Genomic DNA, 16,249 nt, shown 5'->3' with positions numbered 1-16,249 from the left:
AAAGGTATTAACTTTACTCCCTTCCTCCCCGCTGAAAGTACTTTACAACCCGAAGGCCTTCTTCATACACGCGGCATGGCTGCATCAGGCTTGCGCCCATTGTGCAATATTCCCCACTGCTGCCTCCCGTAGGAGTCTGGACCGTGTCTCAGTTCCAGTGTGGCTGGTCATCCTCTCAGACCAGCTAGGGATCGTCGCCTAGGTGAGCCGTTACCCCACCTACTAGCTAATCCCATCTGGGCACATCCGATGGCAAGAGGCCCGAAGGTCCCCCTCTTTGGTCTTGCGACGTTATGCGGTATTAGCTACCGTTTCCAGTAGTTATCCCCCTCCATCAGGCAGTTTCCCAGACATTACTCACCCGTCCGCCACTCGTCAGCAAAGAAGCAAGCTTCTTCCTGTTACCGTTCGACTTGCATGTGTTAGGCCTGCCGCCAGCGTTCAATCTGAGCCATGATCAAACTCTTCAATTTAAAAGTTTGATGCTCAAAGAATTAAACTTCGTAATGAATTACGTGTTCACTCTTGAGACTTGGTATTCATTTTTCGTCTTGCGACGTTAAGAATCCGTATCTTCGAGTGCCCACACAGATTGTCTGATAAATTGTTAAAGAGCAGTTGCGACGCGGCTTTCAGCTCACTGTCGCGAGGTGGCGTATATTACGCTTTCCTCTTTCAGAGTCAACCCTGAATTTCAGGATTTTTTCTCTTCGTTGTTACGACCATCTTGTGAAGTGTTTCACGTTGTCGTCTCAACGGAGGCGCATTATAGGGATCCCAATTTTTTGCACAAGTACTTTTTTGATCTTTTTTTCTGTTTGTTGTTTTTTCACCCTTTTTGCCGCATTCGCACACAAAACGGTGCTTTTTTGCATACTAAAAGACTTGCACAAGGCCAATAATGCCCCCAAAGTCATTAGTAAATCATTTATTGCTGAGGTAAGTATGTCTGATGTTTTACGCCCATACCGCGATCTTTTTCCACAAATCGGTCAGCGCGTAATGATCGACGATAGCAGTGTCGTGATTGGTGACGTTCGTCTGGCTGATGATGTGGGGATCTGGCCGCTCGTTGTGATTCGTGGAGATGTACATTATGTACAGATCGGAGCACGCACCAATATCCAGGATGGCAGTATGTTGCATGTCACTCATAAATCCTCGTACAACCCAGATGGCAACCCATTAACCATTGGCGAAGATGTCACTGTTGGTCACAAGGTGATGCTCCACGGCTGCACCATTGGCAATCGAGTTTTGGTTGGGATGGGCTCAATTTTACTTGATGGCGCAATAGTAGAAGATGATGTGATGATTGGTGCGGGTAGTCTGGTCCCACAAAATAAACGGCTGGAGAGCGGATATCTGTATCTCGGTAGCCCCGTCAAACAGATCCGCCCGTTAAGTGATGAAGAGAAGGCTGGGTTACGCTATTCCGCGAATAATTACGTGAAATGGAAGGACGAATATCTGGATCAGGGTAACCAGACCCAGCCTTGATCATCTTCACTTTGTTCCTGAATTAAGTTTTCCGCTTCTTCTTCCAGATCCCAGCGATGCTGACGAAAACTCGCTAACCACTGTTCTGGCGTATCTCCAGTAAAACGATACGCCAGACTCTCGCCAGAGATCGCACATGTCAGTTGCATGCCATTCACGAGAGCGGGAAAACATACACATTTTTTATTCTCGTCCCACTCTTCTCTGTCCGGAAACTGAATGGCCTGATTCACGCGGACAATTCCTCCTGCAATTGCTTTATAACTGGTTCTACGTCAGGCAGAACACCGTGCCAGAGAAGAAAGGCATGAGCCGCCTGTGCCACCAGCATTCCTAAACCATCAGCATTACGCTTTGAGCCTCGCTGCTCACACCATGCCAGAAAAGGAGTTTTTCCTTTCTGATAGAACATGTCATAGCAATAAATGCCTGGATGAATGAGCGATGACGGGATCGCCGGAATATCACCACTGATGCCACTGGATGTTGCATTAATAATGAGATCAAACTCATGACCTTCCAGTTCGTCCATACCCAACGCCTGAATACTGCCAGTGTGCGCAAACAATTTAGCCAACTCTTCCGCGCGGGATACCGTCCGATTAGTGATTGTCACCGCACAGTCCAGGGAAAGAAGTGGCAGTAGTACGCCGCGAGATGCTCCACCAGCGCCGATGAGCAGAATACGTAAACCAGGACGGATAAAAGACAGACGTTCCAGATCGCTTAACAAACCTATACCATCGGTATTGTCACCCAGCAGGCGTCCATCTTCTAACCGCTTGAGGGTATTAACAGCACCAGCCAACGCTGCCCGTTCAGTAAGCTCATCCGCTCTGGCAAAAGCCTCTTCTTTAAAAGGCACCGTCACATTCGCACCTTTACCACCAGCACGAAAGAAAGCGTTCAGTGTGTTGATGAAATCATTGATGGGTGCCAACACGCGCCCATAGGGATGTTCAATATTCAGTTGCTGAGCAAATTGCTGATGAATGAATGGCGATTTGCTGTGGGCTATCGGATTACCAAAAACAGCATAGGTTTCCATTATGTTACCCCTGTCGAAACAGTTCACCCGTCAGGGCATCGCGGATTTCTGAAGGATTTAAACGCCCCCCCGTTTCACCAGGCACAACCGGGAACGCCGCGCCAAATTGTGCGCGAACTTCGTCTACTGTTCGACAAGGTGGCAATCCACTCAAGTTGGCACTGGTAGAAACCAGCGGTTTACCATAAGCCTGGCACAAAGCAACCACCAACGGATGGTCGGTGACTCGTACAGCAAGCGAATCAAAGCGGCCCGTCAACCAGCGCGGTGTTGTCGCAGGCGCGGGAAAGACAAAGGTGACAGGACCTGGCCAGCGGGAAAAAATGGTTTCACGCTGCGCATCAGTCAGCATGGTGTCATCAATATAGGGTTTAAGCTGCTCGTAATTTGCCGCGATTAAAATCAGCCCCTTATCAACCGGACGCTGTTTTAACTCCAACAGTCGCATCACTGCTGTTTCGCTATCAGGATCGCACCCGACACCGAAAACGGCTTCCGTTGGATAGGCGATGACACGTTCTTCATTGAGGACATCTATCGCAGCTGCGATAGCGTCTCCTTGCAGGTTATTATTCACGTTATTATTCCGCCGAAACCGGCTTTCCACATTGTTTACTGGCACAAAAGTGTTTTACACCCTGCGCGGTTTTCTTTTCGATGAGTAGTGGATAATGACACTCAGGGCATTCTCCAGCTATGGGTTTGAAGTTAATGGCAAATTGACACTCCGGGTAGCGATCACAGGAGTGAAATGTTTTGCCATAACGGGAGCGGCGCTGGACCAGATGGCCCGTCCGGCATTGGGGGCATGTAATTGCTGTTTCGTCCGGTTTATCGATAAGTTCGGTATGTTCGCATTCAGGGTAGTTACTGCAACCAATAAACATACCAAAGCGTCCCTGGCGTAATACCAGATTTGCGCCACATGCAGGGCAAACCTGCCCCTCCAGAACTTTGACAATATGTCCATCCGCTGAAGATTTCAGAGGACGGACGTAGTCACACGCCGGATACTGTGAGCATCCAAGAAACGGACCGTGTTTCCCGGATCGAATAACCAGTTCAGCCCCGCACTTTGGGCAGGACTCATTATTACGCACCGTGAACAGTGCTGATTTCGCCATAACAACTTATGCTGAATTAAAGAAATGATTAATGCAGCATACCTTCATTCACTTCAAAGAGTAATTCTTCCATTTGCTGGTACGCATTTTCGCAGCCCGGAATATTGAACAACACCATCAGGATTACCCATTTCAGATCATCCAGCTCGAACTCTGCGTTATCCAGCGCGAGCACTCGCTCTATCACCATTTCACGAGTTTCAAGGTTGAGCACCTGAATCTGCTCAAGGAAAAGCAGAAAACCACGACAGCTGGCATCCAGTCTTTCACACTCCTCAGGGGTATAAATACGCATGGAGAGTGGATCAGAGGCCAGTTGCATCGGTTCTGCCAGTCCTTCCTGATAATCCGCAAGCTTTTCCAGCCAAAGCAGGGCATTGTAGATATCTTCTCGATCAAATCCTGCGTCGGTAAGATCCTGTTCAAGTTTGTCTTGATCCACACGCAACTCAGCTTCTGTGTGAATATAGGTTTCAAACAAATACATTAGTACGTCGAACATGGCATGCCCTCCTCAATCGGACATAGCCGCCGGGTACAGCTGCGATCCATCCTGCTAACTCCAGTTCGAGTAGTTGAGTAACTACCTCTGGCACAGGTTGGCCGGCACGTTCAGCGACGACGTCAACAGGTGTTACCTCATCTCCTACGTTAGCCAGGAGCTCAGGAAATGGCAATGCCACGTCTTGCTGATCTGGTGAATAAAATGAATTTTCAGGGGCGTCTGGCAACCAGTGCAATCCAAATTGCAAGTTTTCCAGAATTTCTTCCGGTTCCGTCACAAGAATCGCACCTTGTTTTATTAACCAGTGAGGCCCTTCGCTTCCCGGATTCCCTATTGGACCTGGCAAGGCAAAAACTTCACGCCCCTGCTCAAGCGCACAACGTGCTGTCACTAGCGAACCACTGCGCAAAGCCGCTTCCACCACCAGTACACCTTTACTTAGACCACTGATAATGCGATTTCTTCGTGGGAAATTGTAAGCAAGGGGTGGAACATCGAGGGGAAATTCCGAGACGAGAGCTCCGCCATGTTCAAGCAAACTGGCAGCCAGTCGGGCATGGCGGCGGGGATGAATGGTATTAAGTCCATTCCCCAATACAGCAATGCTGACGCCATTTACCTGTAAGGCCGCTTTATGCGCCACACCATCGATTCCACGCGCCAGTCCACTTGTAATTGTCACTCCACGCGTCGCCAGAGTTTCGCAAAATAATCGTCCCCATCGCTCGCCATACCATGAATGCGCCCGACTCCCCACTATGGCAAGCTGAAATGAATGCAGCGCGTGCAGTTCTCCTTCAACAAACAGTGCGCCGGGGTAATCTGTCGTCGCCTGAAGTTGAGGAGGATAAAATTCGCTGTCCGCAGGGATTAAATGATGGTTGGGTTGCTCCAACCAACAAAGTGAGCTTTCGATACTCTTTCGCGGAAATGAAAGAAAGCGTTGTGCCTGCCGCAATGTAAGCCCAGTTTGCTGCAATACAACCGCATCAATATGCGACTGTTTTGCCAGCCAGTGAGCTATACGGACCATATCATCGCCGTACAAGCTGCTGATACTCATTAAACGCAGCCAAATTTCTGTATCGACCATCCTTATCTCCCTGCCATAAGCAGCCTTAGCAATCTTTGCGATTGGTCAGTGATGCTGTCAATCAGAGGGGGATTTGTCTAGAATAGAAGAAATAATCTTTCTAACTCCTGAACACATCTCTGGAGATTTATGTCAGTTTTGCAAGTGTTACATATTCCGGACGAGCGGCTTCGCAAAGTTGCTAAACCGGTAGAAGAAGTGAATGCAGAAATTCAGCGTATCGTCGATGATATGTTCGAGACGATGTATGCAGAAGAAGGTATTGGCCTGGCGGCAACCCAGGTTGATATCCATCAACGTATCATTGTTATTGATGTTTCGGAAAACCGTGACGAACGGCTGGTGTTAATCAATCCGGAGCTTTTAGAAAAAAGCGGCGAAACAGGCATTGAAGAAGGTTGCCTGTCGATCCCTGAACAACGTGCTTTAGTGCCACGCGCAGAGAAAGTTAAAATTCGCGCCCTGGACCGCGACGGTAAACCATTTGAACTGGAGGCAGATGGTCTGTTAGCCATCTGTATTCAGCATGAGATGGATCACCTGGTCGGCAAACTGTTTATGGATTATCTGTCACCGCTGAAACAACAACGTATTCGTCAGAAAGTTGAAAAACTGGATCGTCTGAAAGCCCGGGCTTAAGGATAAGAACTAACGTGTCAGAATCACTACGTATTATTTTTGCGGGTACACCTGACTTTGCAGCGCGTCATCTCGACGCGCTGTTGTCTTCTGGTCATAACGTCGTTGGCGTGTTCACCCAGCCAGACCGACCGGCAGGACGCGGTAAAAAACTGATGCCCAGCCCGATTAAAGTTCTGGCTGAGGAAAAAGGTCTGCCCGTTTTTCAACCTGTTTCCCTGCGTCCACAAGAAAACCAGCAACTGGTCGCCGATCTGCAGGCTGATGTTATGGTCGTCGTCGCCTATGGTTTAATTCTGCCTAAAGCTGTGCTGGAGATGCCGCGTCTTGGCTGTATCAACGTTCATGGTTCACTGCTGCCACGCTGGCGCGGTGCTGCACCAATCCAACGCTCACTATGGGCGGGTGATGCAGAAACTGGTGTGACCATTATGCAAATGGATGTTGGTTTAGACACCGGTGACATGCTCTATAAGCTCTCCTGCCCGATTACTGCAGAAGATACCAGTGGTACGCTGTACGACAAGCTGGCAGAGCTTGGCCCACAAGGGCTTATCACCACGTTGAAACAACTGGCAGACGGCACGGCGAAACCAGAAGTTCAGGACGAAACTCTTGTCACTTACGCCGAGAAGTTGAGTAAAGAAGAAGCGCGTATTGACTGGTCGCTTTCGGCAGCGCAGCTTGAACGCTGCATTCGCGCTTTCAACCCATGGCCAATGAGCTGGCTGGAAATTGAAGGACAACCGGTTAAAGTCTGGAAAGCGTCGGTCATTGATACGGCAACCAACGCTGCACCAGGAACGATCCTTGAAGCCAATAAACAAGGCATTCAGGTTGCGACTGGTGATGGCATCCTGAACCTGCTCTCGTTACAACCTGCGGGTAAGAAAGCGATGAGCGCGCAAGACCTCCTGAACTCTCGTCGGGAATGGTTTGTTCCGGGCAACCGTCTGGTCTGATAGTCCACTCTTCTAAGCCCGGTCTTGCCGGGCATTTTTATACTTATGAAAAAACAACGTAATTTACGTAGCATGGCGGCCCAGGCCGTTGAACAAGTCGTCGAGCAAGGGCAATCATTAAGCAACATTCTGCCACCGCTCCAGCAAAAAGTTTCCGATAAAGACAAAGCACTTCTTCAAGAGTTGTGCTTTGGCGTACTGCGTACGCTTTCGCAGTTAGACTGGCTGATTAATAAGTTAATGGCCCGTCCGATGACCGGCAAACAGCGGACCGTGCATTACCTGATTATGGTTGGTTTGTATCAACTGCTTTATACCCGCATTCCACCTCATGCTGCGCTGGCTGAAACGGTTGAAGGCGCTATCGCAATTAAGCGTCCGCAACTTAAAGGGTTGATAAACGGTGTATTACGCCAGTTCCAGCGTCAGCAAGAAGAGTTATTAGCCGAGTTTAATGCCAGTGATGCACGTTATCTGCATCCTTCCTGGTTGCTGAAGCGTCTGCAAAAAGCGTATCCAGAGCAGTGGCAATCCATCGTCGAAGCCAATAACCAGCGTCCGCCAATGTGGCTGCGCGTTAATCGTACGCATCATTCCCGCGACAGCTGGCTTGCATTGTTGGATGAAGCAGGAATGAAAGGTTTCCCGCATGCGGATTACCCTGATGCTGTACGGCTGGAAACACCTGCACCTGTTCATGCGCTACCTGGTTTTGAAGACGGATGGGTTACCGTTCAGGATGCATCAGCACAAGGTTGCATGACCTGGCTTGCGCCACAAAACGGTGAACACATTCTGGATCTTTGTGCCGCCCCCGGCGGTAAAACAACGCATATCCTTGAGGTGGCACCAGAAGCGCAGGTTGTTGCGGTTGATATTGACGAACAGCGCCTCTCTCGCGTTTACGACAATTTAAAACGCCTTGGTATGAAAGCGACCGTGAAACAAGGTGATGGCCGCTACCCTTCCCAATGGTGTGGCGAGCAACAGTTTGATCGCATTTTATTAGATGCGCCTTGTTCAGCAACCGGTGTGATTCGTCGCCATCCGGATATTAAATGGTTACGTCGCGATCGCGATATCCCGGAACTCGCGCAATTGCAGTCTGAAATTCTCGACGCCATTTGGCCGCATTTAAAATCCGGTGGAACCCTGGTCTATGCCACCTGTTCGGTGTTACCGGAAGAGAATAGCCTGCAGATTAAAGCCTTTTTGCAACGTACCGCTGATGCCGAACTTTGCGAAACAGGAACACCAGAGCAACCGGGTAAACAAAATCTGCCTGGTGCCGAAGAGGGCGACGGCTTCTTTTACGCTAAGCTAATCAAAAAGTGATGAGATAACGGGTCGCGACTGATGAAAATTATCATTCTGGGTGCCGGCCAGGTTGGCGGCACACTGGCGGAAAACCTGGTTGGCGAGAACAACGATATCACTGTTGTCGATACCAACGGTGAGCGTCTGCGGACCTTGCAGGATAAATTTGACCTGCGAGTCGTGCAGGGGCATGGCTCTCATCCACGCGTATTGCGGGAGGCAGGTGCCGACGACGCCGATATGCTGGTTGCTGTAACCAGTTCAGATGAAACCAATATGGTTGCCTGCCAGGTAGCCTACTCACTTTTCAACACCCCTAATCGCATCGCTCGCATCCGCTCACCAGACTACGTGCGCGATGCCGATAAGCTATTTCATTCAGATGCTGTACCGATTGATCATCTGATCGCACCAGAGCAGTTGGTTATCGATAATATTTACCGACTGATTGAGTATCCCGGCGCATTGCAGGTGGTGAACTTCGCTGAGGGTAAAGTCAGCCTCGCTGTGGTTAAAGCCTATTATGGCGGCCCGCTGATTGGTAATGCACTTTCGACCATGCGCGAACATATGCCACATATCGATACTCGTGTGGCAGCAATTTTCCGCCACGATCGCCCTATTCGTCCGCAAGGTTCGACCATTGTTGAAGCGGGTGATGAAGTGTTCTTTATTGCCGCTTCACAGCATATCCGCGCGGTGATGAGTGAATTACAGCGACTGGAAAAACCGTATAAGCGGATCATGCTGGTTGGTGGCGGTAATATCGGTGCAGGGCTGGCGCGTCGTCTGGAAAAAGATTACAGCGTTAAACTCATCGAACGTAATCAGCAGCGCGCTGCCGAACTGGCGGAAAAGTTGCAGAATACGATCGTCTTTTTTGGTGATGCGTCGGATCAAGAACTGCTGGCCGAAGAACATATCGATCAAGTTGATCTGTTTATTGCCGTCACCAACGATGACGAGGCCAATATCATGTCCGCCATGCTTGCCAAACGTATGGGTGCGAAAAAGGTGATGGTATTGATCCAGCGTCGCGCTTATGTGGATCTGGTTCAGGGGAGTGTGATCGATATTGCGATTTCACCACAACAAGCAACTATTTCTGCGTTGCTTAGCCATGTGCGAAAAGCAGATATTGTTGGTGTTTCCTCATTGCGCCGCGGCGTAGCAGAAGCTATTGAAGCCGTTGCTCACGGTGATGAAAGCACCTCACGCGTTGTCGGCAGAGTCATTGACGAAATCAAGCTACCGCCAGGAACGATTATTGGAGCGGTGGTACGTGGAAACGACGTGATGATTGCCAATGACAATCTGCGCATTGAGCAAGGCGATCACGTAATTATGTTCCTCACAGATAAAAAGTTTATTACCGACGTCGAAAGACTCTTCCAACCAAGCCCTTTCTTCTTGTAATTAATAAGGCGTCTAATGACGCCTTATTATTTCCCTTTGATTATCAAGGATTAATTAAATTCATTCCTGGCAGGAAAATGGCTTAACATTTGTTAGACTTATGGTTGTCGGCTTCATAGGGAGAATAACATGAGCATTATTAAAGAATTTCGCGAATTTGCGATGCGCGGGAACGTGGTGGATTTGGCGGTGGGTGTCATTATCGGTGCGGCATTCGGGAAGATTGTCTCTTCACTGGTTGCCGATATCATCATGCCTCCTCTGGGCTTATTAATTGGCGGGATCGATTTTAAACAGTTTGCTGTCACGCTACGCGATGCGCAGGGGGATATCCCTGCTGTTGTGATGCATTACGGTGTCTTCATTCAAAACGTCTTTGATTTTCTGATTGTGGCCTTTGCCATCTTTATGGCGATTAAGCTAATCAACAAACTGAATCGGAAAAAAGAAGAACCAGCTGCCGCACCTGCACCAACTAAAGAAGAAGTATTACTGGCAGAAATTCGTGATTTGCTGAAAGAGCAGAATAACCGCTCTTAACAAGCGCCTGAAAGCAGAAGACCAGTGGTAAAAAAGTGATTTACTTTCTTGCCACTGGCCTCCCAGTTCCCCCGATTGCCATGTTTTCCTTTTCGCATGTAACTGCCTTTCCCTTTCTTATTTTTCTCTACTCGCTGTCGGAATAAGGGATCATGTAGTAATGCTTCTATCGCATTATCCTTTATCTGCCCTTTAGTATGCTGATATCGGCTCATAAAAACTCCAGTTGGTTATTTAACGGCGCGAGTGTAATCCTGTCAGTGCAAAAAATCAACAGCCACTCTTAACGCCACTCGCCCCTTGTTCAAGAGCTTCAAGAATCGAGCAATAAACACTGCTATGGGCGGTCCCACAACAGGCATCGTTAAGGCGTTGCAAGGAACGCTGCATACTCTGCAACTCGGCTATCCGTGCTTCGACTTCCTGCAATCTTTCCTGCACAATGCCTTTTGACTCCTGACAGGTATGGTGTTCAGGATCGATGCGGATCGACAGCAACTCGCGGATCGACTCCAGACTGAAACCTAGTTGTCTGGCATGGCGGATAAATTTCAATCGCTGGAGATCGCTTTCGGTATACAGGCGAAACCCACCTTCAGTACGCACTTCATGCTCCATCATCTGCTGTTTTTCGTAATAACGAATCGTGTCGGGTGTTACTTCCGCCATTTTTGCCAGCTCACCAATGCGATACATACATACTCCACTAGTTATCGTTGATTTTATTCAACAACTTGTCAGTATAATCGCCGCGTAAAAAATCGGTACTCAGTCCAGCTTGTCGCAGCTTCAATTCCAGTAATGACAATCGACGGCTAACCTCTTGATATTGCGGATCATCGTGACGGATACCTTTGAGAATATCCAGAAGCTGAATTGCTTCCCTCTGTTGCTCAAGTTCTGGCGGTAAGCAACCGGCATTCTTCAACAAGCGATACCCCGCACGTAATTCCGGTGGCACGTGAGAATCATCATCCAGTATCAATGGTTCGCCGCTACCTGCCAGGTTATCAAACTCACCTTTCGCTTGCGCTTCTGCTATATGACGCTCTGCCCACTGGTCAAGTAACCACATATATACTCCAGGGGATGAACAAAAAGAGTACAGCTATTGTAGATAAGTGGGGATGCTACGGGTATAAAAAAACCCGCCGGGGCGGGTTTTTTTACGTTGCTTCAGATTACTCTGCAGCAGCTTCTGCTTTCTCTGAACGATCAACCAGCTCGATGTAAGCCATCGGCGCGTTGTCGCCTGCACGGAAGCCACACTTCAGAATACGAGTGTAACCACCGGCACGGCTCGCGAAACGCGGGCCCAGTTCGTTAAACAGTTTTGCCACGATCTCGTTATCACGAGTACGGGCGAATGCCAGACGACGATTAGCAACGCTATCAGTCTTGGCAAGAGTAATCAGCGGCTCAACTACGCGGCGCAGCTCTTTCGCTTTAGGCAGAGTCGTCTTGATGATTTCATGACGAACCAGTGAACCTGCCATATTGCGGAACATAGCCTGGCGATGGCTGCTGTTGCGGTTCAGTTGACGACCACTCTTACGATGGCGCATGACCTTATCCTTCTCAGTAAAACCTTAACCTGTGATCCGGTTACTCGTCAGCGATGCTTGCCGGTGGCCAGTTTTCCAGGCGCATGCCCAGAGACAGTCCACGGGAAGCCAGCACGTCTTTAATCTCAGTAAGAGATTTTTTACCAAGGTTAGGCGTTTTAAGGAGCTCAACCTCGGTACGCTGTACCAGATCACCGATATAGTGGATAGCTTCTGCTTTAAGGCAGTTAGCAGAGCGGACAGTCAATTCCAGATCGTCAACAGGGCGCAGCAGGATCGGATCGAACTCTGGTTTCTCTTCTTTCACTTCAGGCTGACGTACATCACGTAAGTCAACGAAAGCTTCCAGTTGTTCAGCCAGAATGGTTGCCGCACGACGAATCGCCTCTTCAGGATCGATTGTGCCGTTGGTTTCCATTTCGATGACCAGCTTGTCCAGGTCGGTACGCTGTTCTACACGCGCTGCTTCAACATTGTAGGCAATACGCTCCACAGGGCTGTAGCATGCGTCGACCAGCAGACGGCCGATTGGGCGCTCATCTTCTTCCGAATGAATTCGGGTAGAAGCCGGCACATAACCACGACCGCGCTGAACTTTGATACGCATGCTAATAGACGCGTTCTCATCGGTCAGGTGGCAGATCACGTGCTGCGGCTTGACGATTTCGACATCACCGTCGTGGGTGATATCGGCTGCAGTCACAGGGCCAATGCCAGATTTATTCAAGGTAAGAATAACTTCATCTTTGCCCTGAACTCTCACCGCCAGCCCTTTCAGGTTGAGCAGGATTTCCAGGATATCTTCCTGAACGCCTTCTTTGGTGCTGTACTCATGTAGTACACCATCAATCTCAACCTCGGTCACCGCGCAACCCGGCATCGATGAGAGCAGAATACGGCGCAGTGCGTTACCCAGAGTATGGCCAAAGCCACGCTCTAAAGGCTCAAGGGTCACCTTGGCGTGCGTCGAACTCACTTGCTCGATATCAACCAGGCGCGGTTTTAGAAACTCTGTCACAGAACCCTGCATTGTGTCCTCTCTTTGGTACTAAGCTTTACTTGGAGTAAAGCTCGACGATCAGGTGTTCGTTAATGTCCGCAGACAGATCAGAACGCTCCGGCTTACGCTTAAACGTACCTTCCATCTTGCCAGCATCAACTTCCAGCCAGGTTGGCTTTTCACGCTGCTCAGCCAGCTCCAGAGCGGCTTTCACGCGAGACTGCTTCTTCGCTTTCTCACGAATGCTTACAACGTCATTCGGACTAACCTGATAAGAAGCGATGTTAACAACACGACCGTTTACCATAATTGCTTTATGGCTAACCAGCTGACGTGCTTCTGCACGAGTGGCACCGAAGCCCATACGGTATACAACGTTGTCCAGACGACCTTCCAGCAGAGCCAACAGGTTTTCACCGGTGTTGCCTTTCAGACGTGCTGCTTCTTTGTAGTAGTTACGGAACTGACGCTCCAGCACACCATAGATACGGCGAACTTTTTGCTTTTCACGCAACTGCACACCATAGTCAGACAGACGCGGTTTACGCGCACCGTGCTGGCCAGGAGCTTGTTCAATTTTACACTTGGTATCGATCGCGCGAACGCCAGACTTAAGGAATAAGTCGGTGCCCTCACGACGGCTCAGCTTGAGCTTAGGACCCAAATATCTTGCCATTTTCTTTCTCCAACAAACCTGGAAAACGAGGCGTTATACGCGACGTTTTTTCGGCGGACGACAACCGTTATGAGGGATCGGAGTCACATCAGTAATATTAGTGATGCGGAAACCTGCGGCGTTCAGAGCACGAATAGTAGATTCGCGGCCTGGACCCGGACCTTTAACCATAACTTCCAGATTCTTGATGCCGTATTCTTTCACGGCGTCAGCGCAACGCTCTGCTGCAACCTGAGCTGCAAACGGAGTGGATTTGCGAGAACCACGGAAACCGGAACCACCGGCTGTTGCCCAACCCAACGCGTTACCCTGACGATCAGTGATAGTCACGATGGTGTTGTTGAAAGAAGCATGGATATGAGCCACGCCGTCAGAGACTTGTTTTCTTACACGTTTACGTGCACGAATTGGTGCCTTTGCCATTATTCAATCACCCCGATTATTTCTTGATCGGTTTGCGCGGACCCTTACGGGTACGTGCGTTGGTCTTGGTACGCTGACCGCGAACCGGGAGACCACGACGATGACGCAAACCGCGATAGCAACCAAGATCCATCAGGCGCTTGATGCTCATGCTGATTTCACGGCGCAGATCACCTTCAACGACAAATTTGGCAACTTCGTCACGCAGCGTGTCGATTTGTCCTTCAGACAGCTCACTGATCTTAACATCTTCAGCGATACCCGCTGCAGCCAGGATGGCTTTAGAACGGGTCTTGCCGACGCCATAAATCGAAGTTAATGCGATTACGGCATGCTTATGATCAGGAATGTTAATGCCTGCTATACGGGCCACTATGCACTCCTACTATTTAATATGTACGTTCCATGCTGAAAAGCCCGTTTTCAGGATACTCAAATGGAAACGCACAGACATACAAAAGATTGGCTGGCTAATCTAGCCAGCTCAACCCAACTTTGCAAGAAAAATATGCGAAAAAATCAGCCTTGGCGCTGTTTATGCTTCGGCTCGGCACTGCAAATCACACGGATGACACCATCACGCTTAACGATTTTGCAGTTACGGCATAATTTCTTGACGGAAGCACGAACTTTCATTTTTACTCTCCGTAACTTCTCGGGCGACCAATTATCGGCCGTAGCCTTTCAGGTTCGCCTTCTTCAATGCAGACTCATACTGACTGGACATCATCAGAGTTTGCACTTGAGCCATAAAGTCCATAATCACGACAACAACGATAAGCAGTGAGGTCCCACCGAAGTAGAACGGTACTTTCATTGCATCACGCATGAACTCCGGGATCAGGCAGATAAAGGTAATATACAGCGCACCAACCAGGGTCAGGCGGGTCATTACTTTATCGATATACTTCGCCGTTTGCTCTCCCGGACGAATTCCTGGTACAAATGCACCGGACTTCTTCAGGTTATCTGCTGTTTCACGCGGGTTGAAAACCAACGCCGTGTAGAAGAAACAGAAGAAGATGATTGCAGACGCATAGAGTAACACATAAAGCGGTTGCCCAGGCTGCAAATACAGCGAAATTGTTGTCAGCCAGTTCCAACCAGTACCGCCCCCGAACCATGACGCGATGGTCGCCGGGAACAGAATAATACTGGAAGCGAAGATTGCCGGGATTACCCCCGCCATATTCACTTTCAGCGGTAAATGTGTGCTCTGTGCAGCATAGACACGACGACCTTGCTGACGTTTCGCGTAGTTTACCACAATGCGGCGTTGACCACGCTCAACAAATACAACAAAGAACGTCACTGCAAATACTAATACTGCAACCAACAGCAACACGAGGAAGTGCAGGTCGCCTTGACGCGCTTGCTCGATAGTATGGGCAATGGCTGGCGGGAGTCCCGCGACAATACCGGCGAAGATAATGATTGAAATACCGTTGCCGATACCTCGTTCAGTAATCTGTTCGCCCAACCACATCAGGAACATCGTTCCTGTGACCAGACTTACAACAGCGGTGAAGTAGAATGCAAAGCCTGGGTTAATCACCAGGCCTTGCATACCAGGCATATTCGGCAGACCGGTAGCAATACCGATCGACTGGAATATTGCCAGCACCAGAGTACCGTAACGGGTGTACTGGCTGATCTTACGACGACCAGACTCCCCTTCTTTCTTAATTTCTGCCAACGTTGGGTGAACTACCGTCAGCAGCTGGATAATGATCGACGCCGAAATATACGGCATGATCCCCAGAGCAAAGATAGAAGCACGGCTGAGAGCACCACCAGAGAACATGTTAAACATCTCAATGATGGTGCCTCGCTGTTGCTCAAGCAGTTTGGCAAGTACAGCGGCATCAATACCAGGGATCGGAATAAAAGAGCCAATACGGAACACAATCAGCGCACCGATAACAAACAGCAGTCTGCGTTTCAGCTCGCCTAAGCCACCTTTGGCACTTTGAAAATCTAATCCCGGTTGTTTAGCCATCTGCTACTTATTCCTCGATTTTACCGCCAGCAGCTTCGATAGCAGCACGAGCGCCTTTAGTAACACGCAGGCCACGAACAGTTACCGGAGTCGTTACTTCGCCAGCCAGGATCACTTTCGCGAACTCGATCTGGATACCGATAATGTTAGCCGCTTTCAGCGTGTTCAGGTCTACAACATCGCCTTCTACTTTAGCCAGGTCAGACAGACGAACTTCGGCTGTAATCGCTGCTTTACGAGAAGTGAAGCCGAATTTCGGCAGACGACGGTACAGAGGCATCTGACCACCCTCGAAACCGCGACGTACGCCACCGCCAGAACGAGATTTCTGACCTTTGTGACCACGACCACCGGTTTTACCGAGGCCAGAACCGATACCACGACCCAGGCGTTTACCCGCCTTTTTGGAGCCTTCGGCCGGAGACAGAGTATTTAAACGCAT

Annotated in this window: 23 protein-coding genes and 1 rRNA gene; 6 read left to right on the top strand and 18 right to left on the bottom strand. The window is 49.4% G+C overall.

Annotation, left to right across the window (positions count from 1 at the left end; all coding sequences use genetic code 11):
• Positions 1-473, bottom strand: a 16S ribosomal RNA gene (locus tag E0D98_RS09775); the annotation flags it as partial.
• A gap of 472 nt (positions 474-945) precedes the next feature.
• Between E0D98_RS09775 and E0D98_RS09770 the strand changes: the two genes are divergently transcribed.
• A complete protein-coding gene (locus E0D98_RS09770) occupies positions 946-1,500 on the top strand; it encodes a gamma carbonic anhydrase family protein (protein WP_001286216.1) in 555 nt (184 codons plus the stop codon).
• Here the strand turns inward: E0D98_RS09770 and E0D98_RS09765 are convergent.
• The 6 genes from E0D98_RS09765 to dprA are packed head-to-tail and all read right to left on the bottom strand — an operon-like array spanning position 1,476 to position 5,270.
• On the bottom strand, positions 1,476-1,733 hold the full coding sequence (locus E0D98_RS09765; protein ID WP_001070563.1) for a DUF1488 domain-containing protein: 258 nt from the start codon (positions 1,731-1,733) through the stop codon (positions 1,476-1,478). The two genes, E0D98_RS09770 and E0D98_RS09765, sit on opposite strands and share 25 nt — an antisense overlap.
• Positions 1,730-2,548, bottom strand: coding sequence for a shikimate dehydrogenase (gene aroE, locus E0D98_RS09760; RefSeq protein ID WP_000451211.1), 819 nt, complete (start codon positions 2,546-2,548; stop codon positions 1,730-1,732). The genes E0D98_RS09765 and aroE overlap by 4 nt, the downstream gene beginning before the upstream one ends.
• Before the next feature lie 4 nt (positions 2,549-2,552).
• Positions 2,553-3,125, bottom strand: coding sequence for an L-threonylcarbamoyladenylate synthase type 1 TsaC (tsaC, locus tag E0D98_RS09755; RefSeq protein WP_001297709.1), 573 nt, complete (start codon positions 3,123-3,125; stop codon positions 2,553-2,555).
• A gap of 4 nt (positions 3,126-3,129) precedes the next feature.
• Complete coding sequence (locus E0D98_RS09750; protein WP_001129723.1) at positions 3,130-3,672, bottom strand: type I DNA topoisomerase; 543 nt, start codon at positions 3,670-3,672, stop codon at positions 3,130-3,132.
• Positions 3,673-3,700: 28 nt separating this feature from the next.
• Positions 3,701-4,174, bottom strand: coding sequence for a DUF494 family protein Smg (gene smg / locus E0D98_RS09745; protein ID WP_000460670.1), 474 nt, complete (start codon positions 4,172-4,174; stop codon positions 3,701-3,703).
• The gene (dprA, locus tag E0D98_RS09740) at positions 4,146-5,270 is read right to left on the bottom strand and encodes a DNA-protecting protein DprA (protein ID WP_000228519.1); all 1,125 of its coding nucleotides are present in this window, start codon (positions 5,268-5,270) and stop codon (positions 4,146-4,148) included. The genes smg and dprA overlap by 29 nt, the downstream gene beginning before the upstream one ends.
• 129 nt (positions 5,271-5,399) lie before the next feature.
• On the opposite strand from dprA, the gene def reads away from it, so the two are divergent.
• From def to mscL, 5 genes are all read left to right on the top strand, one after another.
• A complete protein-coding gene (gene def, locus E0D98_RS09735) occupies positions 5,400-5,909 on the top strand; it encodes a peptide deformylase (protein WP_000114984.1) in 510 nt (169 codons plus the stop codon).
• Between the two features lie 14 nt (positions 5,910-5,923).
• Positions 5,924-6,871, top strand: a complete 948-nt coding sequence (fmt, locus tag E0D98_RS09730; protein ID WP_000004432.1) for a methionyl-tRNA formyltransferase — start codon at positions 5,924-5,926, stop codon at positions 6,869-6,871.
• 45 nt (positions 6,872-6,916) lie between these two features.
• Positions 6,917-8,206 carry a 16S rRNA (cytosine(967)-C(5))-methyltransferase RsmB gene (rsmB, locus tag E0D98_RS09725; RefSeq protein ID WP_000744779.1) on the top strand — a complete coding sequence of 430 codons (1,290 nt, stop codon included), beginning with the start codon at positions 6,917-6,919 and terminating at the stop codon, positions 8,204-8,206.
• Positions 8,207-8,227: 21 nt separating this feature from the next.
• Positions 8,228-9,604 carry a Trk system potassium transporter TrkA gene (gene trkA / locus E0D98_RS09720; protein WP_000691382.1) on the top strand — a complete coding sequence of 459 codons (1,377 nt, stop codon included), beginning with the start codon at positions 8,228-8,230 and terminating at the stop codon, positions 9,602-9,604.
• 129 nt (positions 9,605-9,733) lie between these two features.
• Positions 9,734-10,144: a large-conductance mechanosensitive channel protein MscL gene (gene mscL, locus E0D98_RS09715; RefSeq protein WP_000022439.1), complete on the top strand. Its 411-nt coding sequence runs from the start codon at positions 9,734-9,736 to the stop codon at positions 10,142-10,144.
• On the opposite strand, the gene arfA is transcribed toward mscL, so the two are convergent.
• From arfA to rplO, 11 genes are all read right to left on the bottom strand, one after another.
• Positions 10,141-10,359 (bottom strand): alternative ribosome-rescue factor ArfA, encoded by a 219-nt coding sequence (gene arfA / locus E0D98_RS09710; RefSeq protein WP_000092696.1) that lies wholly within the window; start codon positions 10,357-10,359, stop codon positions 10,141-10,143. The genes mscL and arfA overlap by 4 nt on opposite strands.
• A 55-nt stretch (positions 10,360-10,414) precedes the next feature.
• Positions 10,415-10,840: a Zn(2+)-responsive transcriptional regulator gene (gene zntR / locus E0D98_RS09705; protein ID WP_000285607.1), complete on the bottom strand. Its 426-nt coding sequence runs from the start codon at positions 10,838-10,840 to the stop codon at positions 10,415-10,417.
• A gap of 10 nt (positions 10,841-10,850) precedes the next feature.
• Positions 10,851-11,219 (bottom strand): DUF1992 domain-containing protein, encoded by a 369-nt coding sequence (locus E0D98_RS09700; RefSeq protein WP_047086959.1) that lies wholly within the window; start codon positions 11,217-11,219, stop codon positions 10,851-10,853.
• Between the two features lie 106 nt (positions 11,220-11,325).
• Positions 11,326-11,709 (bottom strand): 50S ribosomal protein L17, encoded by a 384-nt coding sequence (rplQ, locus tag E0D98_RS09695; RefSeq protein ID WP_001216368.1) that lies wholly within the window; start codon positions 11,707-11,709, stop codon positions 11,326-11,328.
• Positions 11,710-11,749: 40 nt separating this feature from the next.
• A complete protein-coding gene (rpoA, locus tag E0D98_RS09690) occupies positions 11,750-12,739 on the bottom strand; it encodes a DNA-directed RNA polymerase subunit alpha (RefSeq protein WP_001162094.1) in 990 nt (329 codons plus the stop codon).
• Positions 12,740-12,764: 25 nt separating this feature from the next.
• Entirely contained in the window at positions 12,765-13,385 is a 621-nt protein-coding gene (rpsD, locus tag E0D98_RS09685; RefSeq protein WP_000135224.1) for a 30S ribosomal protein S4, read from the bottom strand.
• 33 nt (positions 13,386-13,418) lie between these two features.
• A complete protein-coding gene (gene rpsK, locus E0D98_RS09680) occupies positions 13,419-13,808 on the bottom strand; it encodes a 30S ribosomal protein S11 (RefSeq protein ID WP_001029684.1) in 390 nt (129 codons plus the stop codon).
• Positions 13,809-13,824: 16 nt separating this feature from the next.
• Complete coding sequence (gene rpsM / locus E0D98_RS09675; RefSeq protein ID WP_000090775.1) at positions 13,825-14,181, bottom strand: 30S ribosomal protein S13; 357 nt, start codon at positions 14,179-14,181, stop codon at positions 13,825-13,827.
• A gap of 146 nt (positions 14,182-14,327) precedes the next feature.
• Positions 14,328-14,444: a 50S ribosomal protein L36 gene (gene rpmJ, locus E0D98_RS09670; protein WP_000868187.1), complete on the bottom strand. Its 117-nt coding sequence runs from the start codon at positions 14,442-14,444 to the stop codon at positions 14,328-14,330.
• Between the two features lie 31 nt (positions 14,445-14,475).
• Positions 14,476-15,807, bottom strand: coding sequence for a preprotein translocase subunit SecY (gene secY, locus E0D98_RS09665; RefSeq protein ID WP_001118861.1), 1,332 nt, complete (start codon positions 15,805-15,807; stop codon positions 14,476-14,478).
• Positions 15,808-15,814: 7 nt separating this feature from the next.
• Entirely contained in the window at positions 15,815-16,249 is a 435-nt protein-coding gene (rplO, locus tag E0D98_RS09660; RefSeq protein ID WP_001238915.1) for a 50S ribosomal protein L15, read from the bottom strand.

The organism is Escherichia sp. KCJ4928 (genome assembly GCF_004352695.1).
Taxonomy (GTDB): Bacteria; Pseudomonadota; Gammaproteobacteria; order Enterobacterales; family Enterobacteriaceae; genus ECMA0423.
The sequence above is the reverse complement of the archived record's forward strand: the minus strand, read 5'-3'. Positions and strand labels throughout refer to the sequence as shown.

Excerpts from the sequence above, each read along its gene's own strand:
- rpoA (WP_001162094.1), bottom strand. The coding sequence starts at position 12,739 with ATGCAGGGTTCTGTGACAGAGTTTCTAAAACCGCGCCTGGTTGATATC.
- rplQ (WP_001216368.1), bottom strand. The coding sequence starts at position 11,709 with ATGCGCCATCGTAAGAGTGGTCGTCAACTGAACCGCAACAGCAGCCAT.
- mscL (WP_000022439.1), top strand. The coding sequence starts at position 9,734 with ATGAGCATTATTAAAGAATTTCGCGAATTTGCGATGCGCGGGAACGTG.
- rplO (WP_001238915.1), bottom strand. The coding sequence starts at position 16,249 with ATGCGTTTAAATACTCTGTCTCCGGCCGAAGGCTCCAAAAAGGCGGGT.
- rpmJ (WP_000868187.1), bottom strand. The coding sequence starts at position 14,444 with ATGAAAGTTCGTGCTTCCGTCAAGAAATTATGCCGTAACTGCAAAATC.
- E0D98_RS09700 (WP_047086959.1), bottom strand. The coding sequence starts at position 11,219 with ATGTGGTTACTTGACCAGTGGGCAGAGCGTCATATAGCAGAAGCGCAA.
- dprA (WP_000228519.1), bottom strand. The coding sequence starts at position 5,270 with ATGGTCGATACAGAAATTTGGCTGCGTTTAATGAGTATCAGCAGCTTG.
- trkA (WP_000691382.1), top strand. The coding sequence starts at position 8,228 with ATGAAAATTATCATTCTGGGTGCCGGCCAGGTTGGCGGCACACTGGCG.
- E0D98_RS09770 (WP_001286216.1), top strand. The coding sequence starts at position 946 with ATGTCTGATGTTTTACGCCCATACCGCGATCTTTTTCCACAAATCGGT.
- secY (WP_001118861.1), bottom strand. The coding sequence starts at position 15,807 with ATGGCTAAACAACCGGGATTAGATTTTCAAAGTGCCAAAGGTGGCTTA.
- smg (WP_000460670.1), bottom strand. The coding sequence starts at position 4,174 with ATGTTCGACGTACTAATGTATTTGTTTGAAACCTATATTCACACAGAA.
- rsmB (WP_000744779.1), top strand. The coding sequence starts at position 6,917 with ATGAAAAAACAACGTAATTTACGTAGCATGGCGGCCCAGGCCGTTGAA.
- def (WP_000114984.1), top strand. The coding sequence starts at position 5,400 with ATGTCAGTTTTGCAAGTGTTACATATTCCGGACGAGCGGCTTCGCAAA.
- E0D98_RS09750 (WP_001129723.1), bottom strand. The coding sequence starts at position 3,672 with ATGGCGAAATCAGCACTGTTCACGGTGCGTAATAATGAGTCCTGCCCA.
- rpsD (WP_000135224.1), bottom strand. The coding sequence starts at position 13,385 with ATGGCAAGATATTTGGGTCCTAAGCTCAAGCTGAGCCGTCGTGAGGGC.
- arfA (WP_000092696.1), bottom strand. The coding sequence starts at position 10,359 with ATGAGCCGATATCAGCATACTAAAGGGCAGATAAAGGATAATGCGATA.
- zntR (WP_000285607.1), bottom strand. The coding sequence starts at position 10,840 with ATGTATCGCATTGGTGAGCTGGCAAAAATGGCGGAAGTAACACCCGAC.
- rpsK (WP_001029684.1), bottom strand. The coding sequence starts at position 13,808 with ATGGCAAAGGCACCAATTCGTGCACGTAAACGTGTAAGAAAACAAGTC.
- aroE (WP_000451211.1), bottom strand. The coding sequence starts at position 2,548 with ATGGAAACCTATGCTGTTTTTGGTAATCCGATAGCCCACAGCAAATCG.